Source organism: Lewinella cohaerens DSM 23179, assembly GCF_000379805.1.
GTDB classification, from domain to species: Bacteria; Bacteroidota; Bacteroidia; order Chitinophagales; family Saprospiraceae; genus Lewinella; species Lewinella cohaerens.
The window spans coordinates 36,282-54,503 of sequence record NZ_KB903555.1 but is presented as its reverse complement, the minus strand read 5'-3'; the positions used below and the strand labels follow the sequence as shown (position 1 = coordinate 54,503).

14 protein-coding genes are annotated in these 18,222 nt (G+C 42.0%); 6 read left to right on the top strand and 8 right to left on the bottom strand.

The annotated features are described in order from the left end of the window. Positions 1 to 2: 2 nt before the first annotated feature. Positions 3 to 365, bottom strand: a complete 363-nt coding sequence (gene queD, locus A3EU_RS0119455; protein WP_020537872.1) for a 6-carboxytetrahydropterin synthase QueD — start codon at positions 363 to 365, stop codon at positions 3 to 5. Between the two features lie 185 nt (positions 366 to 550). Between queD and A3EU_RS0119450 the strand changes: the two genes are divergently transcribed. The 4 genes from A3EU_RS0119450 to A3EU_RS0119435 all read left to right on the top strand — a co-directional run bounded on the left by A3EU_RS0119450 (position 551) and on the right by A3EU_RS0119435 (position 6,608). Then, the gene (locus tag A3EU_RS0119450; RefSeq protein ID WP_020537871.1) at positions 551 to 2,527 is read left to right on the top strand and encodes a caspase family protein; all 1,977 of its coding nucleotides are present in this window, start codon (positions 551 to 553) and stop codon (positions 2,525 to 2,527) included. 379 nt (positions 2,528 to 2,906) lie between these two features. Beyond that, positions 2,907 to 3,404, top strand: coding sequence for a helix-turn-helix transcriptional regulator (locus tag A3EU_RS0119445; RefSeq protein WP_020537870.1), 498 nt, complete (start codon positions 2,907 to 2,909; stop codon positions 3,402 to 3,404). Between the two features lie 421 nt (positions 3,405 to 3,825). Further along, entirely contained in the window at positions 3,826 to 5,178 is a 1,353-nt protein-coding gene (locus A3EU_RS0119440) for a hypothetical protein (RefSeq protein ID WP_020537869.1), read from the top strand. 92 nt (positions 5,179 to 5,270) lie between these two features. Further along, on the top strand, positions 5,271 to 6,608 hold the full coding sequence (locus A3EU_RS0119435; RefSeq protein WP_020537868.1) for a hypothetical protein: 1,338 nt from the start codon (positions 5,271 to 5,273) through the stop codon (positions 6,606 to 6,608). On the opposite strand, the gene A3EU_RS0119430 is transcribed toward A3EU_RS0119435, so the two are convergent. The 4 genes from A3EU_RS0119430 to A3EU_RS0119415 all read right to left on the bottom strand — a co-directional run bounded on the left by A3EU_RS0119430 (position 6,605) and on the right by A3EU_RS0119415 (position 12,545). Then, a complete protein-coding gene (locus tag A3EU_RS0119430) occupies positions 6,605 to 7,516 on the bottom strand; it encodes a hypothetical protein (protein ID WP_020537867.1) in 912 nt (303 codons plus the stop codon). The two genes, A3EU_RS0119435 and A3EU_RS0119430, sit on opposite strands and share 4 nt — an antisense overlap. A 198-nt stretch (positions 7,517 to 7,714) precedes the next feature. Next, on the bottom strand, positions 7,715 to 8,131 hold the full coding sequence (locus tag A3EU_RS0119425) for a tetratricopeptide repeat protein (RefSeq protein ID WP_020537866.1): 417 nt from the start codon (positions 8,129 to 8,131) through the stop codon (positions 7,715 to 7,717). Positions 8,132 to 8,187: 56 nt separating this feature from the next. Further along, positions 8,188 to 8,523 carry a hypothetical protein gene (locus A3EU_RS0119420; protein WP_044086218.1) on the bottom strand — a complete coding sequence of 112 codons (336 nt, stop codon included), beginning with the start codon at positions 8,521 to 8,523 and terminating at the stop codon, positions 8,188 to 8,190. Between the two features lie 362 nt (positions 8,524 to 8,885). Beyond that, positions 8,886 to 12,545 carry a DUF7619 domain-containing protein gene (locus A3EU_RS0119415; protein WP_020537864.1) on the bottom strand — a complete coding sequence of 1,220 codons (3,660 nt, stop codon included), beginning with the start codon at positions 12,543 to 12,545 and terminating at the stop codon, positions 8,886 to 8,888. Between the two features lie 178 nt (positions 12,546 to 12,723). Here A3EU_RS0119415 and A3EU_RS0119410 point away from each other — a divergent pair, with 178 nt between their 5' ends. Continuing rightward, entirely contained in the window at positions 12,724 to 14,130 is a 1,407-nt protein-coding gene (locus A3EU_RS0119410) for a hypothetical protein (RefSeq protein WP_020537863.1), read from the top strand. Between the two features lie 9 nt (positions 14,131 to 14,139). Here A3EU_RS0119410 and A3EU_RS31120 read toward each other — a convergent pair whose 3' ends face one another. Together A3EU_RS31120 and A3EU_RS0119400 are read right to left on the bottom strand one after the other, a co-directional pair. Continuing rightward, positions 14,140 to 15,009, bottom strand: a complete 870-nt coding sequence (locus tag A3EU_RS31120) for a YitT family protein (RefSeq protein ID WP_020537862.1) — start codon at positions 15,007 to 15,009, stop codon at positions 14,140 to 14,142. Positions 15,010 to 15,020: 11 nt separating this feature from the next. Further along, on the bottom strand, positions 15,021 to 15,755 hold the full coding sequence (locus tag A3EU_RS0119400; protein WP_020537861.1) for an SAM-dependent methyltransferase: 735 nt from the start codon (positions 15,753 to 15,755) through the stop codon (positions 15,021 to 15,023). A 148-nt stretch (positions 15,756 to 15,903) separates the two neighbouring features. Here A3EU_RS0119400 and A3EU_RS0119395 point away from each other — a divergent pair, with 148 nt between their 5' ends. Next, a complete protein-coding gene (locus A3EU_RS0119395; RefSeq protein WP_020537860.1) occupies positions 15,904 to 16,662 on the top strand; it encodes a segregation and condensation protein A in 759 nt (252 codons plus the stop codon). Positions 16,663 to 16,731: 69 nt separating this feature from the next. Here the strand turns inward: A3EU_RS0119395 and A3EU_RS0119390 are convergent, their stop codons facing one another. Continuing rightward, entirely contained in the window at positions 16,732 to 17,829 is a 1,098-nt protein-coding gene (locus A3EU_RS0119390) for a COX15/CtaA family protein (RefSeq protein ID WP_020537859.1), read from the bottom strand. Positions 17,830 to 18,222: the final 393 nt, after the last annotated feature.

Here is an 18,222-nt window from a genome sequence, read left to right as displayed (position 1 = left end):
GCTTACTCGTACTCTCCTTTATAGATAACACCGCTACTGGGGTTTTCACAAACCTCTACGCGCGAAAGTGCAGGTAATTGAGGCTTAACTTCCCGCCAAATCCAAATGGCGAGATTCTCTGCTGTGGGGTTCTCCAAGCCAGGGATATCATTAAGCGTGCGGTGGTCGAGCCTTTCTTCGAGGGGTTTGAATATTGCTTTGACGTCTCCAAAATCTGCAACCCAGCCCAACTTGGGGTCTAGCTCTCCGCTAATGTACAAGCGCACAATGTAGGTATGCCCGTGCATCCTCCGGCACTTATGGTCTTCGGGGACGTAAGGCAAATAATGGGCAGAATCAAACGTAAACTTCTTAAAGATCTCCATCCTGTTGGCCAATTTTGCGCAAAGTTAGTATTAATTTTACGTATCTTCGAAAGTTGGTAACCCTTTCACAGATAGACTCATAAAGTAGTATACTACCCGTTACAAATGGCCGGGGCTTATCCCTTGTAGGACTTCACTGGAAAGCCACCTCGTACCGGGCCTGATACACCAAAACCGTTTTACGCATGGCTACCCAAAGGAGTTTCGGAAGACAGCAAAGCATTGATGCCACCGGCAAAAGTGGCAAAAACTATCTGCTCACTATCGGTATTGATACCTACCGCCAGTGGCAACCGCTCTCTAATGCCGTAAAAGATGCCCAGGATTTTGCCGACGTTCTTACTAGTCAGTACCAGTTTGAAAAAGAAAACATTTTCACGCTCTTCAACGAGCAGGCCACCGAGACCAATATTTACCAGGCTTTAAGAGATATGAAACGGCGACTGGAGCCGCTAGACAACCTCATCGTTTACTACTCTGGCCACGGTCATTATGATGACGAATTTGACGAAGGGTACTGGATTCCCGTCAATGCCAAACCCAACGACGAAAGTAACTTTATCAGCAACGCCAACATCGTCAAGCGAATCAACGCACTCGACACACAACATACCTTACTGATCGTCGATAGCTGCTTCTCAGGTTCACTGGTCGTTCGCAAACGAAATGCCATTCCTGATGAGCGATTTAAGTCTCGCCGCATTTTAGCCTCTGGCCGTCATGAAACCGTTTCTGATGGTAAAAAAGGAGAGAACAGTCCCTTCTCCGCAGGTATTCTTACCTATTTACGTAAGAATACTTCTCCAAAATTAGATGCGACGAGTATCATTAAATTTGTAAAAGACTACGTCTTCACCCAAGCCAAGCAACACCCCGTGGATGGCCGTATCCAAAACAGTGCCGATGAGGGGGGCGAGTTTGTCTTCTATCTTCGTCGCGACGAGGAGGCGGTCTGGCAAGAAGTTTGCCAAGCCGATAAAGTGGTAGAGTATCGCAATTATATCGCAGGCTTTCCTGCCGGAAAATATGTAGCCGCTGCCAACCGTAAGATCAACCTCCTGGAAGAAGATGAGATTTGGTCAAGTACAAAAATCAACGATACCGAACTTGGCTACGAAGATTACATCAGCAAATATGCTCCTTCCGGGAAATACGTAACCGAAGCAAAGGAGCGACTGTCTAAGCTCAAGGAAAACAGAAAGGAACGGCAAAAGGCACAACAGGAAATTGCAGCACGCGAAAGTGAACGTACCCAGTTACGGCAATCATTTGACGAGCTGGTAAAAAATGCGGAATCGCTTTTTGGTGATCGTAAACTGGAAGAAGCACGTAGCAAGTATCGCGCGGCCCTACAAGCTCATTTACCCGGCTTTGCACCTACCCAAGAATACCTCGAAGAGCAAATCAACCTCTGCCAGAGTAACATTGCCTTTTTAGGTCATTACGAAAATGGCAAAGCAGCACTCCAGCAAGAAAACTATCGCTTGGCGATCGAATATTTTCAGGAAGCTCTGAAAATCAACAACAATGCCAAAGTAGAAAAACTCATCACACACTGCCAGCAACAAATGCAAAACAGTAGGCGTAAACCGTCTTCTGGCAGTGGTCGGGCTCAAACTCGCTCTTTCTCTGGTGCTAGTACCACTCCCGCACCAAAGCGTCGCATTGGCATGTGGATAGGCGTAGGAGTTGCCGTTAGCTTGGTTTTACTCCTTGTCATTGGAGCAGTCATCAACGAAGCAGGACTAGATGACTACAATAATGGCTATAACGAGACAACTATTTACGACGACAATCAGCAAAATATTAGTACACCAACAAACCCTACTACAGCAGATTTACTGATGGGATCTTGGCAGGTAAGTACCATTAATGTGATTCGTGACGGCGTTGCTTATAATGCTACCGCAGAAGATCAATCGTTATTGTTATTGATTGGAGCCGTCTATAATTTCCAATCAAATGGCGTTGTCACGCTCAGTACGGAATTCGGTTCAGAGAATATCTACTACAGTCTGAACGGGAATAACATTTATGTGCAGGCCCAGGGTTACAGTACAGGAGTCGTCAATTATGTTGACCGACAAACCCTGCAACTGACTCTGCCTTTCACCAATTATTATGGCGTACACATGTTGCAGTTTAATCTTGTGCGGTATTGAATTGGGGAACGTCTGACTTGGGAAGCTTGACGTGCGAGACCGATCCCTGCCTGGAATCGAACCCTTTCTCAATTTGATAATTATTTGCCGCTTTTCTTCATTCATTTTGATGTTCATAGTACTAATTTAAGCTCCTCCTCCTTTTTAGCTCCTGCTAAAAACCACACGCTACATCCTGCATCGCTATAGAACAAAAATATACAAGTCCTTATCATTTTGCATTAAACACGTATTTATACCCATTCTTTTCTTGTTCAAAACCTATACCTTACCGTAAATTAAATATACACTTCCACCTGCATTAAATTAAAAATTAAAACAATATAACAAATGAAATAAAACCTCCTTGCTCTTTACTAAACCCAACTTCCACTTTAGCATGAAAAACCCAACCTCACCCAACTCATCCGTCGCTGGTGACATTTACAGCTTACTCTCAAAAGAAGAATTAATTATCCAGCTAAAAGCCTTGCAAAAAGCAAACCCATTAAAACGTGGTGAAAAAGAGCTGCAATCTGAGTCGAATACACCAGCCATAAAACATATTGCTGGTCAAGACTTACTCTTCCGCATTGATACGCTAGTCAGAAGTAATTTAAACGACCCAGCGTTTGGTAACAGCCGATTAGCCAATGCATTAGGCATGAGCGAATCACAACTGTACCGCAAGCTAAAAGCGCTTACTGGCAGGTCAACAGCTATTTATATTCGTAGTGTTCGCTTGCAGAGTGCTAAAAACCTACTCGTAAAAACAACGCTAACAATTGCTCAAGTTGCTTACGGCTGTGGTTTTAATTCCCCCTCCTACTTTACGCACGTATACGCTAAGGAATTTGATATTCTCCCAAGTCAGACTCGTAACGAAGAGATGGAATGACTTCGCAAAGGAATGCACTTATAATTATACATTTTGACAAAATAGTTATAAAGCCAAATAGCATCAAGTGCTTACCTTTACAACAATGAAATGTTTTACTTTAAAGCTTCATTATCTCCCCTCTAAATTATTCTTTACTAAACTGTTTAGCTTAATCTAAAATACTTCAATTTCAGGTTGATTACTATCCGTTTAAAAGAATTACTCTTCACTTCTTTTTATGTATAAATATTAAATTATTTTCACATAAAAAGGAGTACGTATAACTTAAATTTATTCTCCAAATTACCATAACCCGGAATAGATAAAAACACATCTATTCTACCTGTGTTCTTTATTTTTCAACCTAACTACTAATTGTAAAAAGTTAAACTGCCTTACAGTTTGCTATTGCATTGTAGTGCCTAAAAATTCGTATTCAATGGCTTTTAATTCAGATCAAGTATGGGCAAAATTCTACGAGAAACTTGTAGAAGTGGCTGCCCCAAATTTCACACCAGGAAGTACCGACCAAGCAGTTTCAATTGCTGGTACTACGCTCTATGCAGATGTGGCTAATGCAGATGCAGAAATCACCGCCGAAAGCGTCTTTGGGATTGGCAATATGCTGCCGGCAGCTGATCCTGCCTACGCACCAAGCGGAGACCTTGTAACCTCTTACTCTTTATTCTTACAGAATATCGATTTGGGCGGAGATACAAACCCAAACCTACAGAGTCAGATTAACATTGCCTCAGGTAACGTTTCGGACAACCAGACGAATTACAATTCTGTACAGATCGCCGCCTATACACAATGGAAGGCTTTCAAAGAGATGAGTGGTTCTTCTGTTGCTTTTCCTCAGTGGGCTAACGCAAACTACCCTACACTGGCAGCCGCCAAAAGCTCGCTGGAAGGTGCGGTAGCTGATTACAACCAGCTCATGGTGCAGGCTCATGGTGCAGGGTTCCAGACCTTAAATGCAGCCCAATTGGCCGTTGGCTTCAATAATGGAGCTAGAGACATTATGATGAAGAATGTCTACAACATGGCCGTGAAGGTTGGTGCAATTCAGCCAGCGGGTGCAACGAAAGTACTACCTGGCCAAACGCCACCAGCACCAGTTGATTCACTCACTGATACTTTCCGGCCAGCCTACAACCTGGGTGGAGGATTTGCACAGGTGTACTCCAGCTGGCAAACGGCGAGCACACAAAAACAGTACAATACCAAAATCAGTTTATCTGGCAATTTTGCTAGTTCGAATTACCACAACTACGGTTGGGCAGCTAGCGCTAAAGCCTCGTACCGTTCATGGTTCTCTGTCAAAGCATCTGCTCAGGCTTCTTATGAAGCTACCAAATTTGATTGGGAAGCTTCTTCTTTTGATTGTGAAATCTCATTCAATGGTGTGGGGTCATTCCCTATCAATGCGGATTCCAACTGGTTCAAGGCTGGCATGATCCAAAATTACAACGATAAGCTTTTACCTACCGCGCCTAAGTTTTTCGGGGATGGTGGTAGCTTGAATTTGATTCCATCTTCTGCTATTTTAGGCTTTGGCCCAAAAATTACCATCAAGGTGAGTAATGCGAATTACAATTCTCTGAAGACCGCCTTCCAGCAGTCTGCCTCTTTATCAATTGGAGTAGGGCCGTTCAGCTTTGGTGGCAACGAGTCGTCTTTCGACAAAACGTCCAGCTTCACTTACAATGATGATAGCCATACGATTGAAATTGTACCTCCTCCAACGACGGTACCGCTTCTGTTGGGCATTATTAGCAACAAGTACTAATTAGTTAGATCTCTTTAGGAGACCGACCGGGGCCTGCATGCTAATACTTTAGCGGGTCTCGGTCGATTTTATTAGACAAACCCATTTATACTATGCCCGATGCCTCTAAATTGTCGGTTTCAATTGATAGGCTAAATGATCAAATAGTTAACTATCTAATTGATCATGACAATTTAGAATTTGACGCGATCAAATTTGGCATTTCCTTTTCTGGCTTTTACCTCACTACTGATCTCACCAATAGTAACGAAGCAATTATTAATGAAGCAATTTTCAACATTGGCAATAACCTACCACGTTGGTCATCTTCTTACGCACCTGCTGGTGATTTAATTAACAGCTACGCGATCTTTCTTGACAATTTGGTTCCCACTGATATGCCATCTTTCCAGAAAGCAACCTACCGAGAACTTAGAGACACTAAACTCGAGCTTCAGAACAAGCTAATGGATTTACTTAGCAAGAATAAACCAGGGACTCGTTCATTATCACCAGCTGTTTCGAAACTTATAGCACAATTAGAACAAGCAGAGGAAACAGCTAAGACAATTTTAAGAAGTGTCACTAGCATCAAACCTATTGTTGATGTATTAAATAGTCTTTTGCCTACGTCAAAAAGTACGCAAGCTACCCCTAGCTTGATTGAGGCCTTAGGGATGGTTAGTTTCATCACCGGCGCCAGAGTACTTACGGAGAAGAATATTTATAATATGCCCGTAAACACCTACCCTCCTAGTTCCAGCAACTCGTATTCCCCGAAGTATGTCATTGAAGGTTTTGATGCTGTGTTTACAAAATGGAAGGACATTGCCACAAAGGGGCTATTCCCTATTACCATCCAGGCTACCGATGCTACTGCCGATGAAAGCTGGGGCTTAGGGGCATTTACACCAATGGCCACGCTGCAGGATGCTTTGCTCCTTGTTAATTTAGACGACACTGGAAGTCGTTCACTGTCCGAACCAGAAGAAGAGATTCCCGCAGGGCATTATACTGCTACGGCGAAATTTTCCGGCTTAGGGGCATTTCCCATCAAGCCGGGTATATGGTTCGAGGAAGCGTTTTTTGAACAAACGCAATACGAATTACTATCAGGCGCTCCCAATTTCTTTGCCGACGATGGCTCCCTGGCCTTGATTCCTACAAAAGTGATTCTGGCATACAACTTTACACTTGAAATTGGACTTACAAAGGCTAAGTATGATTCGCTCAAGAATAAGGTGACCAGCCGATCCCCCGATGCAGCATTGGGGTTAGTTCTTGGCTCAGCCAACTTGATTCTTTCGGGGCCTCAAAAGAATGTGAACATAAATTTCCTCAATGAAACATCAGCTGCCATTGAAATAAGCCCACTCAACAACAACGTGCCTAATCTTTTAGGGGTCGTATCCCAAAAAAGCAAAAACATTATTTCCTTCACCTTGCGTTAATCCCCATCAGCAAATTCCATGTTGTCAAAGTATTCGTCAATGCTATAGCCATTTTTCAGCCCTCTCTCTAAATTCTCATAAATCATTTCCCTAATGAGCTTTTCATCATAAAATTCGCTTTTCAACATTGCTTTGAGAGTACTCAACTGCTCAAAAAGATTTTTTTTCGAATATTTAATTGAAAAGTCTTCGTTACTCAATGTTAACCAATCCCATTCCGTAACCTTGAGTTGAACTAACTCTGATATGTCACTATTGGGGTGTAAAACGCTTAATTCTTGAAACCTTCTAACTACGGAACTATCCTTGCTACAACTATTCCAGGATTTAAATAAATCATAAGGATTTAGGTCAAAATCTATCATTTTTGCTAAAAGTGCTTGATTTTCTCTAGTTGAGAAGCTTATATACACAAGATCAGTTTTTTGACTAATCTTCCATTTACTTAAAACCTCTGGAACTATAAACCTAAATTCATAAGTATTGCCTGGAGTTAATATAGGCTGATTCATATTTTCTGGCATCGGAAAATACGAAGCATCTGTAACAACTGATTCTTTAGGCGGTATAATAAAGAACCTAGGTCTAACATAGCTACACCACAATGGACTTCCTCGTTTCAGGTAACATTGCCTAATTAATTCTTCATTAGACCGCCAAAGTTCATTCCAATCCTTCTCATCGTTTTTTCGAACTTCTATTTTAGGTCGTACTATCGAACCCCAATCATCCCTAATTTTAACAGTATCATTTGAGCGGTTATACCATTTAATTTGATACAAAACAGTTTGCAATTGATTTACTGTATCGCTTTTAATTATTATTTTTAATTCTAAACTTTCTCGTCCATGGCAAGCATTCAAAATCATGAATAAGACAAGAAAAACATTGATCAATTTCTTATTCATTTGAGTTTTTTATCAGTAAACAAATTATAAGTTATCCAATTCAGCGCAATCACTCAAAAGGAAATATTGATATACTCTCTTATACCCTTGTGATGGGCATATTTTTATATTATATTATTATTTCTGGCGAGTAAGACCTAATTGTCAGTTCAATCGCCTCTCAAATCTGAGTTATTGCCATCATTACATACACTTTGATCATGGTTCTAACTCAAATAGGTCATTTAATCCTATTTCCCCTTCAAGTAAACAAAGTATATAATAATAATCCTCCGCTTTTTCAAAGTCCTTTTCATTTCGATAAACTACACCAAGACCACACAGAGCATTACTGTAATTGGGGTCAACTGATAAGCTTTTTTCATACGCCAATTTAGCTTTGCTTATATTATGAGACGCTAATTCGACTGTTCCCAATAAAGCCCATGCGATATTTGAGCTGGGAAAATCTTTTAGATACCTAGTCAAACATTCTTTTGCCTCTTTAAATCTAGACCTTTTAATTAATACAATAATGATTGCTAATCCTCTTCTTTTAGCATACCATCTAAATAAAAGAAGGCTAGTTAGTACAAATGCTACTAATGAAGGGAGACCAATTATATACCAATTCAAGGTTTTGGTTTTATATTGTTTTGTTCATTGTCGACAACTTATTTTTACCCCCAGCCCTACCACAACCGATCCAAGCCCAACATCAAATTATGTTCTAAATGACTATAGTCATCATCGACCTTAAAGAGGCCTACAAGGTGTCCTTTTAAGGTACTGGTTCCTTCTTCGCCAGGAAAGAAGCGTCCCTTCATCTCGGTGAGTACCTGTATGATCTCGTAATCAGATTTGTCTTTACTGAAGGCCTTTGCTTTTTCACAATGCGCTTTGCCGCATCGGTTTTGCATAAATTCTTTTTCATCAGCACTAATATTGAGGTCTGCCCTTGCAGCATAATGAAGTGCTAATGCAAGGAAATCTTCTCTAATCCAATTATCAGGTATTAATGACATCATCAAGGTGTGTTTGTTATTACTTAAGTACTTGGACAAATGTAATCACGGATTGCTTTTTGAGTCTTTTCCTCCTACTCTTCGTACAGTCCTCAACTTGGTAGCTTTGGCTACCAGTTTCCGGGCTTCCCTTGATTAGAAGAAAAATAGCGCTAAAAATCAATACCACATTTCTTTTGTCCAAGTACTTAAAGATAAGCAGATGTGCGAAAAAAATCAATTTCTAAGTTCAAGCCCACGGCTGCTCTATCTTCCTAAACAACCTTTTACTAGAAATTGTGCCTTTTTCAAAAAAAAACAAAAAAGCCATTCTCCCCGCTATCGAGCGGAAAGAATGGCTTTACTAAAACAATGAGAAGCCTTAATTACTTCTTCACCAACTTTGCTGTTCCTAACAAATCGCCGTTGGTAAGTGTCAACCTTAATTGATACCAACCAGCAGGCAAATCTGCTACAGAAAGTGAATGTGTATTACCACTGAAGGATACATTGCGCAACAAGCGCCCTTGGGCATCCATCACTTGCAACTGTAAGGTTTCGGGAACTGCTTCGCCACTCAAATTCAGTTGTAACTGATCAGCTACTGGATTTGGGAAAATGTTCCAGTTAAGCGCTACGCCAGGTACCACTTCGGTGTCAACTACCTCCAGGAAGTTACGTCCCAGGGTATGAAATACCGTATTGGTAATTATCGGTTCATTGAAGTCGAAATAGATCGCGGCATCGTTTTCAACTACCGTTTCCAGCGGCGTAGAAACATCTGGCGAAATACGGAAATCAACAAAGCCTTGCGACGCTTCCAGATTGGTAGTACTATCTGGTAACAGGATGTTATTGAAGGTAAACGTAAGTGCCCGGTCACCACCAATATTCGCGGTATACGTATGGCTACTTGAGCCTAAATCCAAGGTGCGTAAATCAAGGTGCTCTGAAAGCGTATCCCGGACAACCACCGTAAAGGCCGTATCGGTACCCGTATTCTGGAAACGAATACGGTAATAAAGCTCCGTTTCTGGTACAATGTAGTGCTGTTCACCGTACCCCACTGGCAAAGCGGCCTTGTCATTAGGATCGTACGACCCTACATTTTCCAGGCAGAATATGTCGCTGCTTGAGGTAGCAGTACTTTGGCTAAACTGGTTTACAAATCCCGTACTGAAGCTATTTTGCTCGTTGAGGCCACAACCTTCAACCGACAAGCTCAGCAACTCAGAATAAGGGTGGTTTTCGACCTGATCCAACTGGAAGGTATAAGTAGAACCATTGGCTGGGAAAAGGAACATCTCTTCCTGATCGCCCCCCAAATCTTCCAGGGTTTGAGATTGCATCATCGCCACACCATCTTCGATGACGATGTAGTTGACGGTTTCTGCCAAGTTATTTCCTCCTGTATTACGAACTGTGAATATCACATCTGTTCCATCACAGTCGCCTGTAAGCTCCAAGTTAGTGCCCGACCAGTTTTGTGCAGGTGCACACAAAGGATCAGGGGTAGCAAATACCTCCGAACAATGGGTTTGCCCCAGCACTGCATCACAGCTGACCAACACTTGTACCCAGATGGTTACCGTTTGGTTGGGAATAATAGCTCCTATAGTCCATACGACCGTTTGATCTACTATTCCTGTAGGAGTGACATTGGAATTCATGTAAGAAAGAAAATCATCTAACACCAATATCACTTCAGCATCTACAGCTGTTTCTGTACCAACATTCGTTACATTGATATAATAATAACTAGGGAAACAACGGCGCAGGAAAGTTGCACTTAATGATACTTCCAGTTCGGGACAATCTACGAGGCGTTTCACCGGGAAATCAAGGGTACGTACCTCTCCTCCTGCTAGCGGGGGATCCAAATTAATGGTTTCGACACAAATATCCCAAGCCGTCGAAGGAGGAACCAAGCTAACGCTGCTAACAGCTATCGGTACATTGATTTCAAAATACCCTTCGCTATCCGTAAAGGCTACATAGCTCGCGGTGCCATCCGTAGCGATCACCTCCCAACCTTCTAATGGCAAATCAGCAGGGTCTGGTGCACAATCTTCATTATCATCTTGGTGTACATAGCCATTAATGATCGCACAGGTTTCAGCTTCAAGGTCAATAAATACGGTTGAATAAAAGAAACACTCCAAGCCTACAGCCTCGGTTTCCAGCGTGTATACGCCTGTCTGGGTAGGAGTAATTGTCTGTTCAGAGCTAGTGGTCGTTCCATCAGGGAAGGTCCATAGAAAAGCCAATTGCCCAAAATAATCCGCTGGAACAATCGCTTGCAAGCGGTAATCATTACAGCCTAACACGGTGGTATGAATTCCCGTTCCAAAATCCAAAGTAAGGTCTGTTACTACTACCTCGGCGGTACTACTACAATCAGCTACAACAGCATTACTTACTGTAAGTGTATAAACACCCGGAGTATTTACGGTTACAATCAATTGATCACTGATAAATCCGCCAGGGCCAATCCATTCATAAACATAATCAGGACCAACAGCCGATCCTGTACCATCTAGTACTACACTCCCTGTTGCACAAGAAAGAATCCCCGAGGTCGTAATCACCGCAGCCGGAGCTGGATCATACTGAACAGTCTGGGTGATACTACAGCCGTTGTCATCCGTAATTGTAAGGGAAATAAACCCAGGTAATGGATTCACCAATTCCATAGCGGTACTTACAACTACTCCATCTATTTGCCAGAGATAAGTAAAGATTCCGCTGCCGCCGTCTATCGTTGGCATCAAGGTAAACTCACTCATACACGGCTCCGTGGGCAAACCCATTATTTCAAAAGAAAAGACTGGAGACGACAAAATAGCACCTGAAATCTCTACCTGGCAACCATTTGCATCCACAACAGTAACGGTATAAACTCCCTCTGGTAGATTACTGATTGTTTGAGTTGTAGCCCCATTAGACCAAAGGTAAGTATAAGGAGGTGTGCCTCCTGTAACGGTAACGTTCAAACTGCCACCTTCTCCTTCACAAGTAGTATTCGTAGCGTCAATAAAGGCCACCAGTGAAGCGGGTTCTGACACTGTATAGCAAGCCTCTTCAGTACACCCAGTACTACCATTTGTAACCGTCACACAATAGGTTCCTGCAGTTAAATTTTGTATCAATGGCCCAGAAAAGCCATTACTCCAGTCAAATTGCCAATCGCCAGAGCCTGCTTCAACGAGGATAAAGCCATCAGCTCCTCCGTTACACGAAACATCTTGTAGAGATACACTTAGCACAGGGGCTCCGGCAGCTACATTGAAATTTTCTACGGTTGAACAACCATTACCATCCGTAACGGTAACGATATAAACACCTGCTGTAAGAAAGAAAATATCCTCGGTTGTTTCTCCTGTTGACCAATCATAGGTGTAAGAAGGATCTCCTCCACTTGCCGTAATATCAATAAACCCTGGCGTAACACCATCACAACTTGCTTCTGTAATATTGGAAGTGACCGTGATATTATTCCCATCAAGTACTGTGAATGTAGCTGAGACCGCACATCCGTCAACGCTGGTGACCACCACTGTATACTGTCCCCCACTTAAATTAGAAATATTCTGGGTTGTAGCGGCATACCCATTAGGGCCTGTCCAGAAGTAAGTAACAGGAAATGCGCCTCCTCCCATAACCAAATCAATAGCACCGTCATCGATACCGTCACAGGTTGAATTTGTAACTACTGTTGCTCCAATATCAATAACTGGAGCAGAGGCAACAACCACTTCTACGCTATTACTGCCTTGCTCTCCAAGGCCATCTTCTACCGTTAAGGTATAAATAGTTGTAACAATAGGGCTAGCGATTGGGCTCAAGCAATCGGTACAACTTAATCCCGCCGCTGGTGTCCATAAATAAGTGTAGTTACCGTCTCCACCACTGGGGTTAGCAGTTAACTGGACACTATCTCCTTCACAAATAAATGCATCACCTGACATGGAGACATTAATCTGCCCCGCAAGTGGTAGCACAAAAAGCAGCATTACTGCCCAAATAAGTAGTTTTCTATGGTCCATAGTGGATATTTTTTTGGTGTACATAACNCAGGATTATTTTCTATAATACAAATATGCTCTATGCTACCCCGGCATACAAACCAAAATAATGAGGTTTGTAAGAAATAAAATATATTTAATGAAGTATAAATGCTTATTTTAAAGGATTTAATAAAAATATTGTAGAATACATTAAATATTGAAAAATACATTATTACTCTCATTTATCACCACTTTAGACCGTAGAGAGCGCCAACAGGCTGCTTTGTGGTTGGCATGTGAGCTCCATAACACTCGACCGGCTTTGCATAAATTGTTCCTTTTCTTGGAAGAACAGTATTTTGAACTAGGTATTTCTCCTACCAGAGAAGGTGCGTTCAAGGTTATCGCCCCTAACAAGGAATACGATGATCAAACATTCAGATTGCAATGTAGCTACCTGCACCAGTGCCTGGAAGAATGGCTGCAATGGCGCACTATGCAACGCAATAGCATCAGTGATACAGCATTGCTATCCGCTTACCGTAATCGCGGGCTTGACAAACATTTTCGTCGGCGAGAAAAAAAGCAACGCCATCAACTACAGCAGCAACCGCTCCGGCACCACGCTTTTCATTTGCAACTTTACCAGTTAGAAGAGGAAGTATATCTTTTTCAATCACGGGAAGGCCGGGGCATGGCCCTCAATTTCCAACAACAAGAAAGTGCACTTCAAAAAGCATTTATTAGCTACAAATTGCGTTTAGCTTGCTTGAGTATTGCCCATCAGAGGGTATCGGGGGCCAGTTATGAAATAGCCATGCTACCAGAGATTCTCACTTTGGCTATTTTACCGGTTTATCAACAAGAGCCTGCTATTACCATTTACTACAATGCTTATCGAATGTACCAGGAGCCGGATAATGAGCTGGCATTCCATGAATTTGAGCGACAGCTCTTGATGCATCTTCCTCAATTTCCAGATAGTGAAGGAAGAGACTTGGTACTCCTCGGTATTAATTTCTGTATCCGGCAGATCAATAAAAAAGGAAATATCTACTTTAAAGAGGCACTGGCACTTTACAGAAAAGGACTAGAACAAGATTTACTCCGGGAAGATGGCTACCTCACGCCTTTCACTTATTCCAATATCACCATTATTGCAATCCGTTCTGGAGAACTGGACTGGGCCGCTCAATTTCTCGAAGCTTATCGTCATCAGCTAGAGCCTCATCGACGGGATGGTATTCATGCACTAAACGAAGCACGCCTCGCTTATCATCAGGGGCAGCACCGGAAAGCGCTCCTCAAATTACACCAGTTTTCTGATCGGGACTTTATTCACCAGTTTAGTGCAAAAATTATTCAACTGAAAATTTACTACGAAGCTGGTGATTTTCAATTGCTAGCTGCTCATATAAAAAATACAAGGGCTTACCTACGCCGGATCAAGCACGATAGCTACCACAAACAAATCTATATAAACATCTTCACCCTCACAGATCAGTTGATGAAGCTTCCTCCTTATGATAAAGAAAAACGTTTGGCATTAAAATCACAAATAGCAGATACTGAACCCCTTACGGAAAAAGAATGGCTCCTCGCGCAGTTGGAGATAGCTGGATAGTGACCAAGTTTAATTCCCTGTCTTTCGGCTTAAGTACTTCCTCAAAATACCGCCTTGTACATTATTTACATCAAACTCTACAACAAATGCTTTAGGGTCAATGCGATCCACTACTCGGTGTATCTTCCGTAGGTCAATGCGATTAATAATACTGTGGATTATTTCCAATTCTGTGTTTTCACCATGTGAACCGTAGCCACCTTGGCCTTTATAAACCGTTACTCCAGCACCTACTTCATGAACAACAGCCTTACTAATCTCTGACGATTTCTTGGAGATAATCGTCAGTCCGATAAAATCTTCAAATCCTTCAATAATACTGTCCGTAATCTTGGCCGTCACGATAAAGGTCAGGATAGAGTACATGCCCGTTTCCCAACTCGTAAAATAAATAGTAATTCCAAAAAGAATGATATTGAAAATAAGGATAACTTTTCCGATACTGATTCCAAAGCGATCATTTAGATAAATCCCTAGCACCTCGGTACCGTCAAGTACAGCACCTCCTCTAATCGTAATACCAATTCCCATTCCTAGAAAGATGCCACCAAAAATCGCAATCAGTAATTTATCATCTGTTACTGGCGGTAAAATTCCCCAGTGGACAAAAATGGCCAAACCAATTATCGAAAAGATTGATTTGAAAAAAATCCATTTCGAGACAACATAGTAAGCGATTATTAGAAAAGGCAAGTTAATAAGAAGGAGCAACCAGGAAATATCAATACCCGTCAATATATTGGTCAATAAAGCTACACCTGTGATTCCTCCATCTAAAAAGCCATTAGGTAGCAAAAAAGCATTGAGCCCTACAGCTGCAAATAAAACGCCAATCGTAATTTGTAGCAGATCAATAATTACGTCCTTAAAATCATTCATATAGTTTAGTGCTATTTTTTGCGCCCTCCCAAAACAAAGACCGCGGGCCTTTTGTGCAAATCAGGCAAAGTAAGTTTCTTCCAAACACCAATAGTGTGAGTCTGAATCCATTGCGTAGGCAAGGTAATATCTACAGCAATTGAAAAGAGCGTATTGACATCTAACACGTTCAGGGCTGTTTCTACGATAGATGAATTACGGTAAGGAGTTTCAATAAAAATTTGAGTCTCCCCCCTGCGATTAGCTTGTATTTCTAATTGTTTAAGTTCTTTGGCTAACTCCGGGCGTTTAGCACTCAGATAACCCTTGAACGCAAAAGATTNGCCATTCATTCCAGCAGCCATTAATGCCAACAAAATAGAAGAAGGCCCTACCAGCGGCATCACTTCTACCCCCTGCTGGTGCGCAGCCAACACCAGTCGGCTTCCGGGATCAGCGACTGCAGGAACGCCAGCTTCTGACAATAAACCAACAGATCGGCCAAGCTTAGTGGCTTCTAAAAAAGATGGAATATCCCCCGCTTCTGTACGCTTGTTTAATTCAAAAAACAGACAATCATCAAAAGCCGTAGGAAATGCAATGGCTTTAAGAAAACGCCGTGCTGTTTTCGCCCTTTCAACGACAAAAACATCTAAACCATGAATAATTTCTTTTACATACTCCGGAACAGTATGCCAAGCATCCTCCCCTAATGGAACAGGTAGCAAATAGAGTTTTCCAACCGACTGATTCCCGCTTTCTTTCATAATGCAGTATTTATACAATTCTTAAACCATATAAGGAATATAAGGGCATATAAGAAAACAAATTAGATGGTCTTATAACAACTTACATGGTTTAAGCCTTCACAGAACATAACATACACAATTACGACCAAAGCCTTACCTTTGCGACATGAGTACGTCTTACACGATTAAGCTGCCCCAATTCGAAGGTCCTTTCGACCTCCTGCTTTTCTTTATCGAGCGGGACGAGCTGGACATTTACGATATTCCAATTGCCAAAGTTACGGATGATTTCCTTGATTATATCCGGCAAATGGAACAGATGGACATTGACCTGGCTAGCGAATTTGTTTTGGTAGCAGCAACCCTCTGTCGCATCAAGGCCAAAATGCTCATCCCACGCAAACCTCTTGACGAGGAAGGCAATGAAATTGATCCACGGGAAGAACTGGTAAACAGGCTACTGGAATACAAAAGGTATAAGAGCATACTGGAAGAAATGCGCGAACTAGAAGAAAGTCGCTCATTACGCAATTACCGAGGCAACGTAAGCAGCGAGCTACAGGATATTGCCACTAAGGCTTTGGTAGACGCAGAACTAGAATCCGTTACCCTGTTCAAACTACTCCGTGCTTACGAACGGATGATGGAAAAGGCCGAAGAAGCCAAGAAGCGGCCTACCGTTCACAAGATAGTACAGTTCAATTATTCTATAGAGGAGCAACAGCAACATATTCTTACCTTGATCAACTCTGGCTCCCGCCCCAGCTTTATAGATGTCTTTGGGCAATGTGAAAATCGCATTCACGCTATTGTGACTTTCCTGGGCCTACTGGAGCTTTTAAACATGCAACGCATCAAGCTCATTGGTGGTCAGGAAGTTAACAGCTTTTGGCTCGAACCTTACCCCGTCGAAGAAGAAGAGTAACCCCCATTCTGGACTATGAATCTACTAACTTCACGTTAGTTATACACAGTTATCCACACTCAATGTTGATTATTCTCGTAATAGTTGATAATCAACAAATAACACAGCTGATAATAAGAATATCGCCCCCGCCTGATGCAATACGCCCAAGGCTACAGGAATCATACCAACACTGTTAACAACTGTAAGTATTCCTAATAACACCTGGATTACTAACATACTTACCAACAGGTAAGATGCTTGCTTTATAATTCGCGAATTGGTCACTTTTAACAATTTCCATACAAAGTATAAAACAATGATTGTCAATATATAAGCTACACCCCTATGGGTGAATTGCACGAGTGCTGGAAGGAACAATGTAGCGTCGTAGTTAACAAAGTTTTCCACATTCCACATACTCGATTGCGTAAGTACCTCTGGAACCCATTCTCCATTCATATCAGGCCAGGTTGGAAAAAACAATCCGGCCTTTGCTCCCGACATGATTCCCCCCAGAATAATTTGTATAGAAGTGAGGACAGTAAGCACCTTGGCCCAAGTTTTCAACACTGAATGTGGAAAACTTTCGGGGTTGGGTTGAAAGACTTTAAACACCGTCCAAAGTAGGTAAGCATAGAGAATACAAGCCAGGGATAAATGCATCGTCAATTTATAGGCATTTACCCAGGGGCGTTGGATTAAACCGCTAGCGACCATAATCCAACCAAAGGAGGCGACTACCGCAGCGAGCAATACAGTTATCCCCAAACGCTTCATCAAGGGCTTGTCGAGCCACCTCTTGCGCCAAAAGATAACAAAGGGGATAGCGAACACAAATCCCATCAAACGCGCCCAGAGGCGGTGAAAATACTCCCAGAAGTAAATAAACTTGAATTCCTGCAGACTCATTCCCTCATTAATCTTGGCATATTGGGGGGTCGCTTTGTAAGCGTCAAACTCCACATGCCAGTCCGCATCATTGAGCGGGGGCAAAGTGCCCGTAACTATTTCCCATTTAGTGATAGACAAGCCAGAACCTGTCAGGCGGGTGATCCCACCAATGACAATCTGCCCTATAATCATAATTACTCCTATCACAAGCCACCACTTTACAATTGGTCGGTAGCCATTACTCCCCAAGGCTGGATTTAAAACCTCATCAGAACCGTCTTGCTGGACATCCATAATTCTTATTTTGATTAAGCGCTATTACCGCTGCTATACTCATGAATTTGTTTCTCAAGGTGCTTTCGGTAATAGTTCCTATTAATAGATTTTAATAATTTTTTTTCAATTCCCTTATTATTATTAGGGCTGTTAGTATGGTGGAGAAAAAAATAAGTTAAGTCTAGGTTAAGTGAGTATTAATAAAAAGCCGATATTAACTAACACTTAATTCACATGGAAACTCCTTGATTAATAAGGAATATGCAAACTTATTCACAGTCGGTGGATTATTTGTCAACGGAATAACTTTTTTAAAAACGGGTATGGATATTTGACTTTTAAATGTCAATAACGTTGTCGCTTTCCACGAAAAAACGACTTTGAACGAGTAGCACCGATTTTCAACATCAC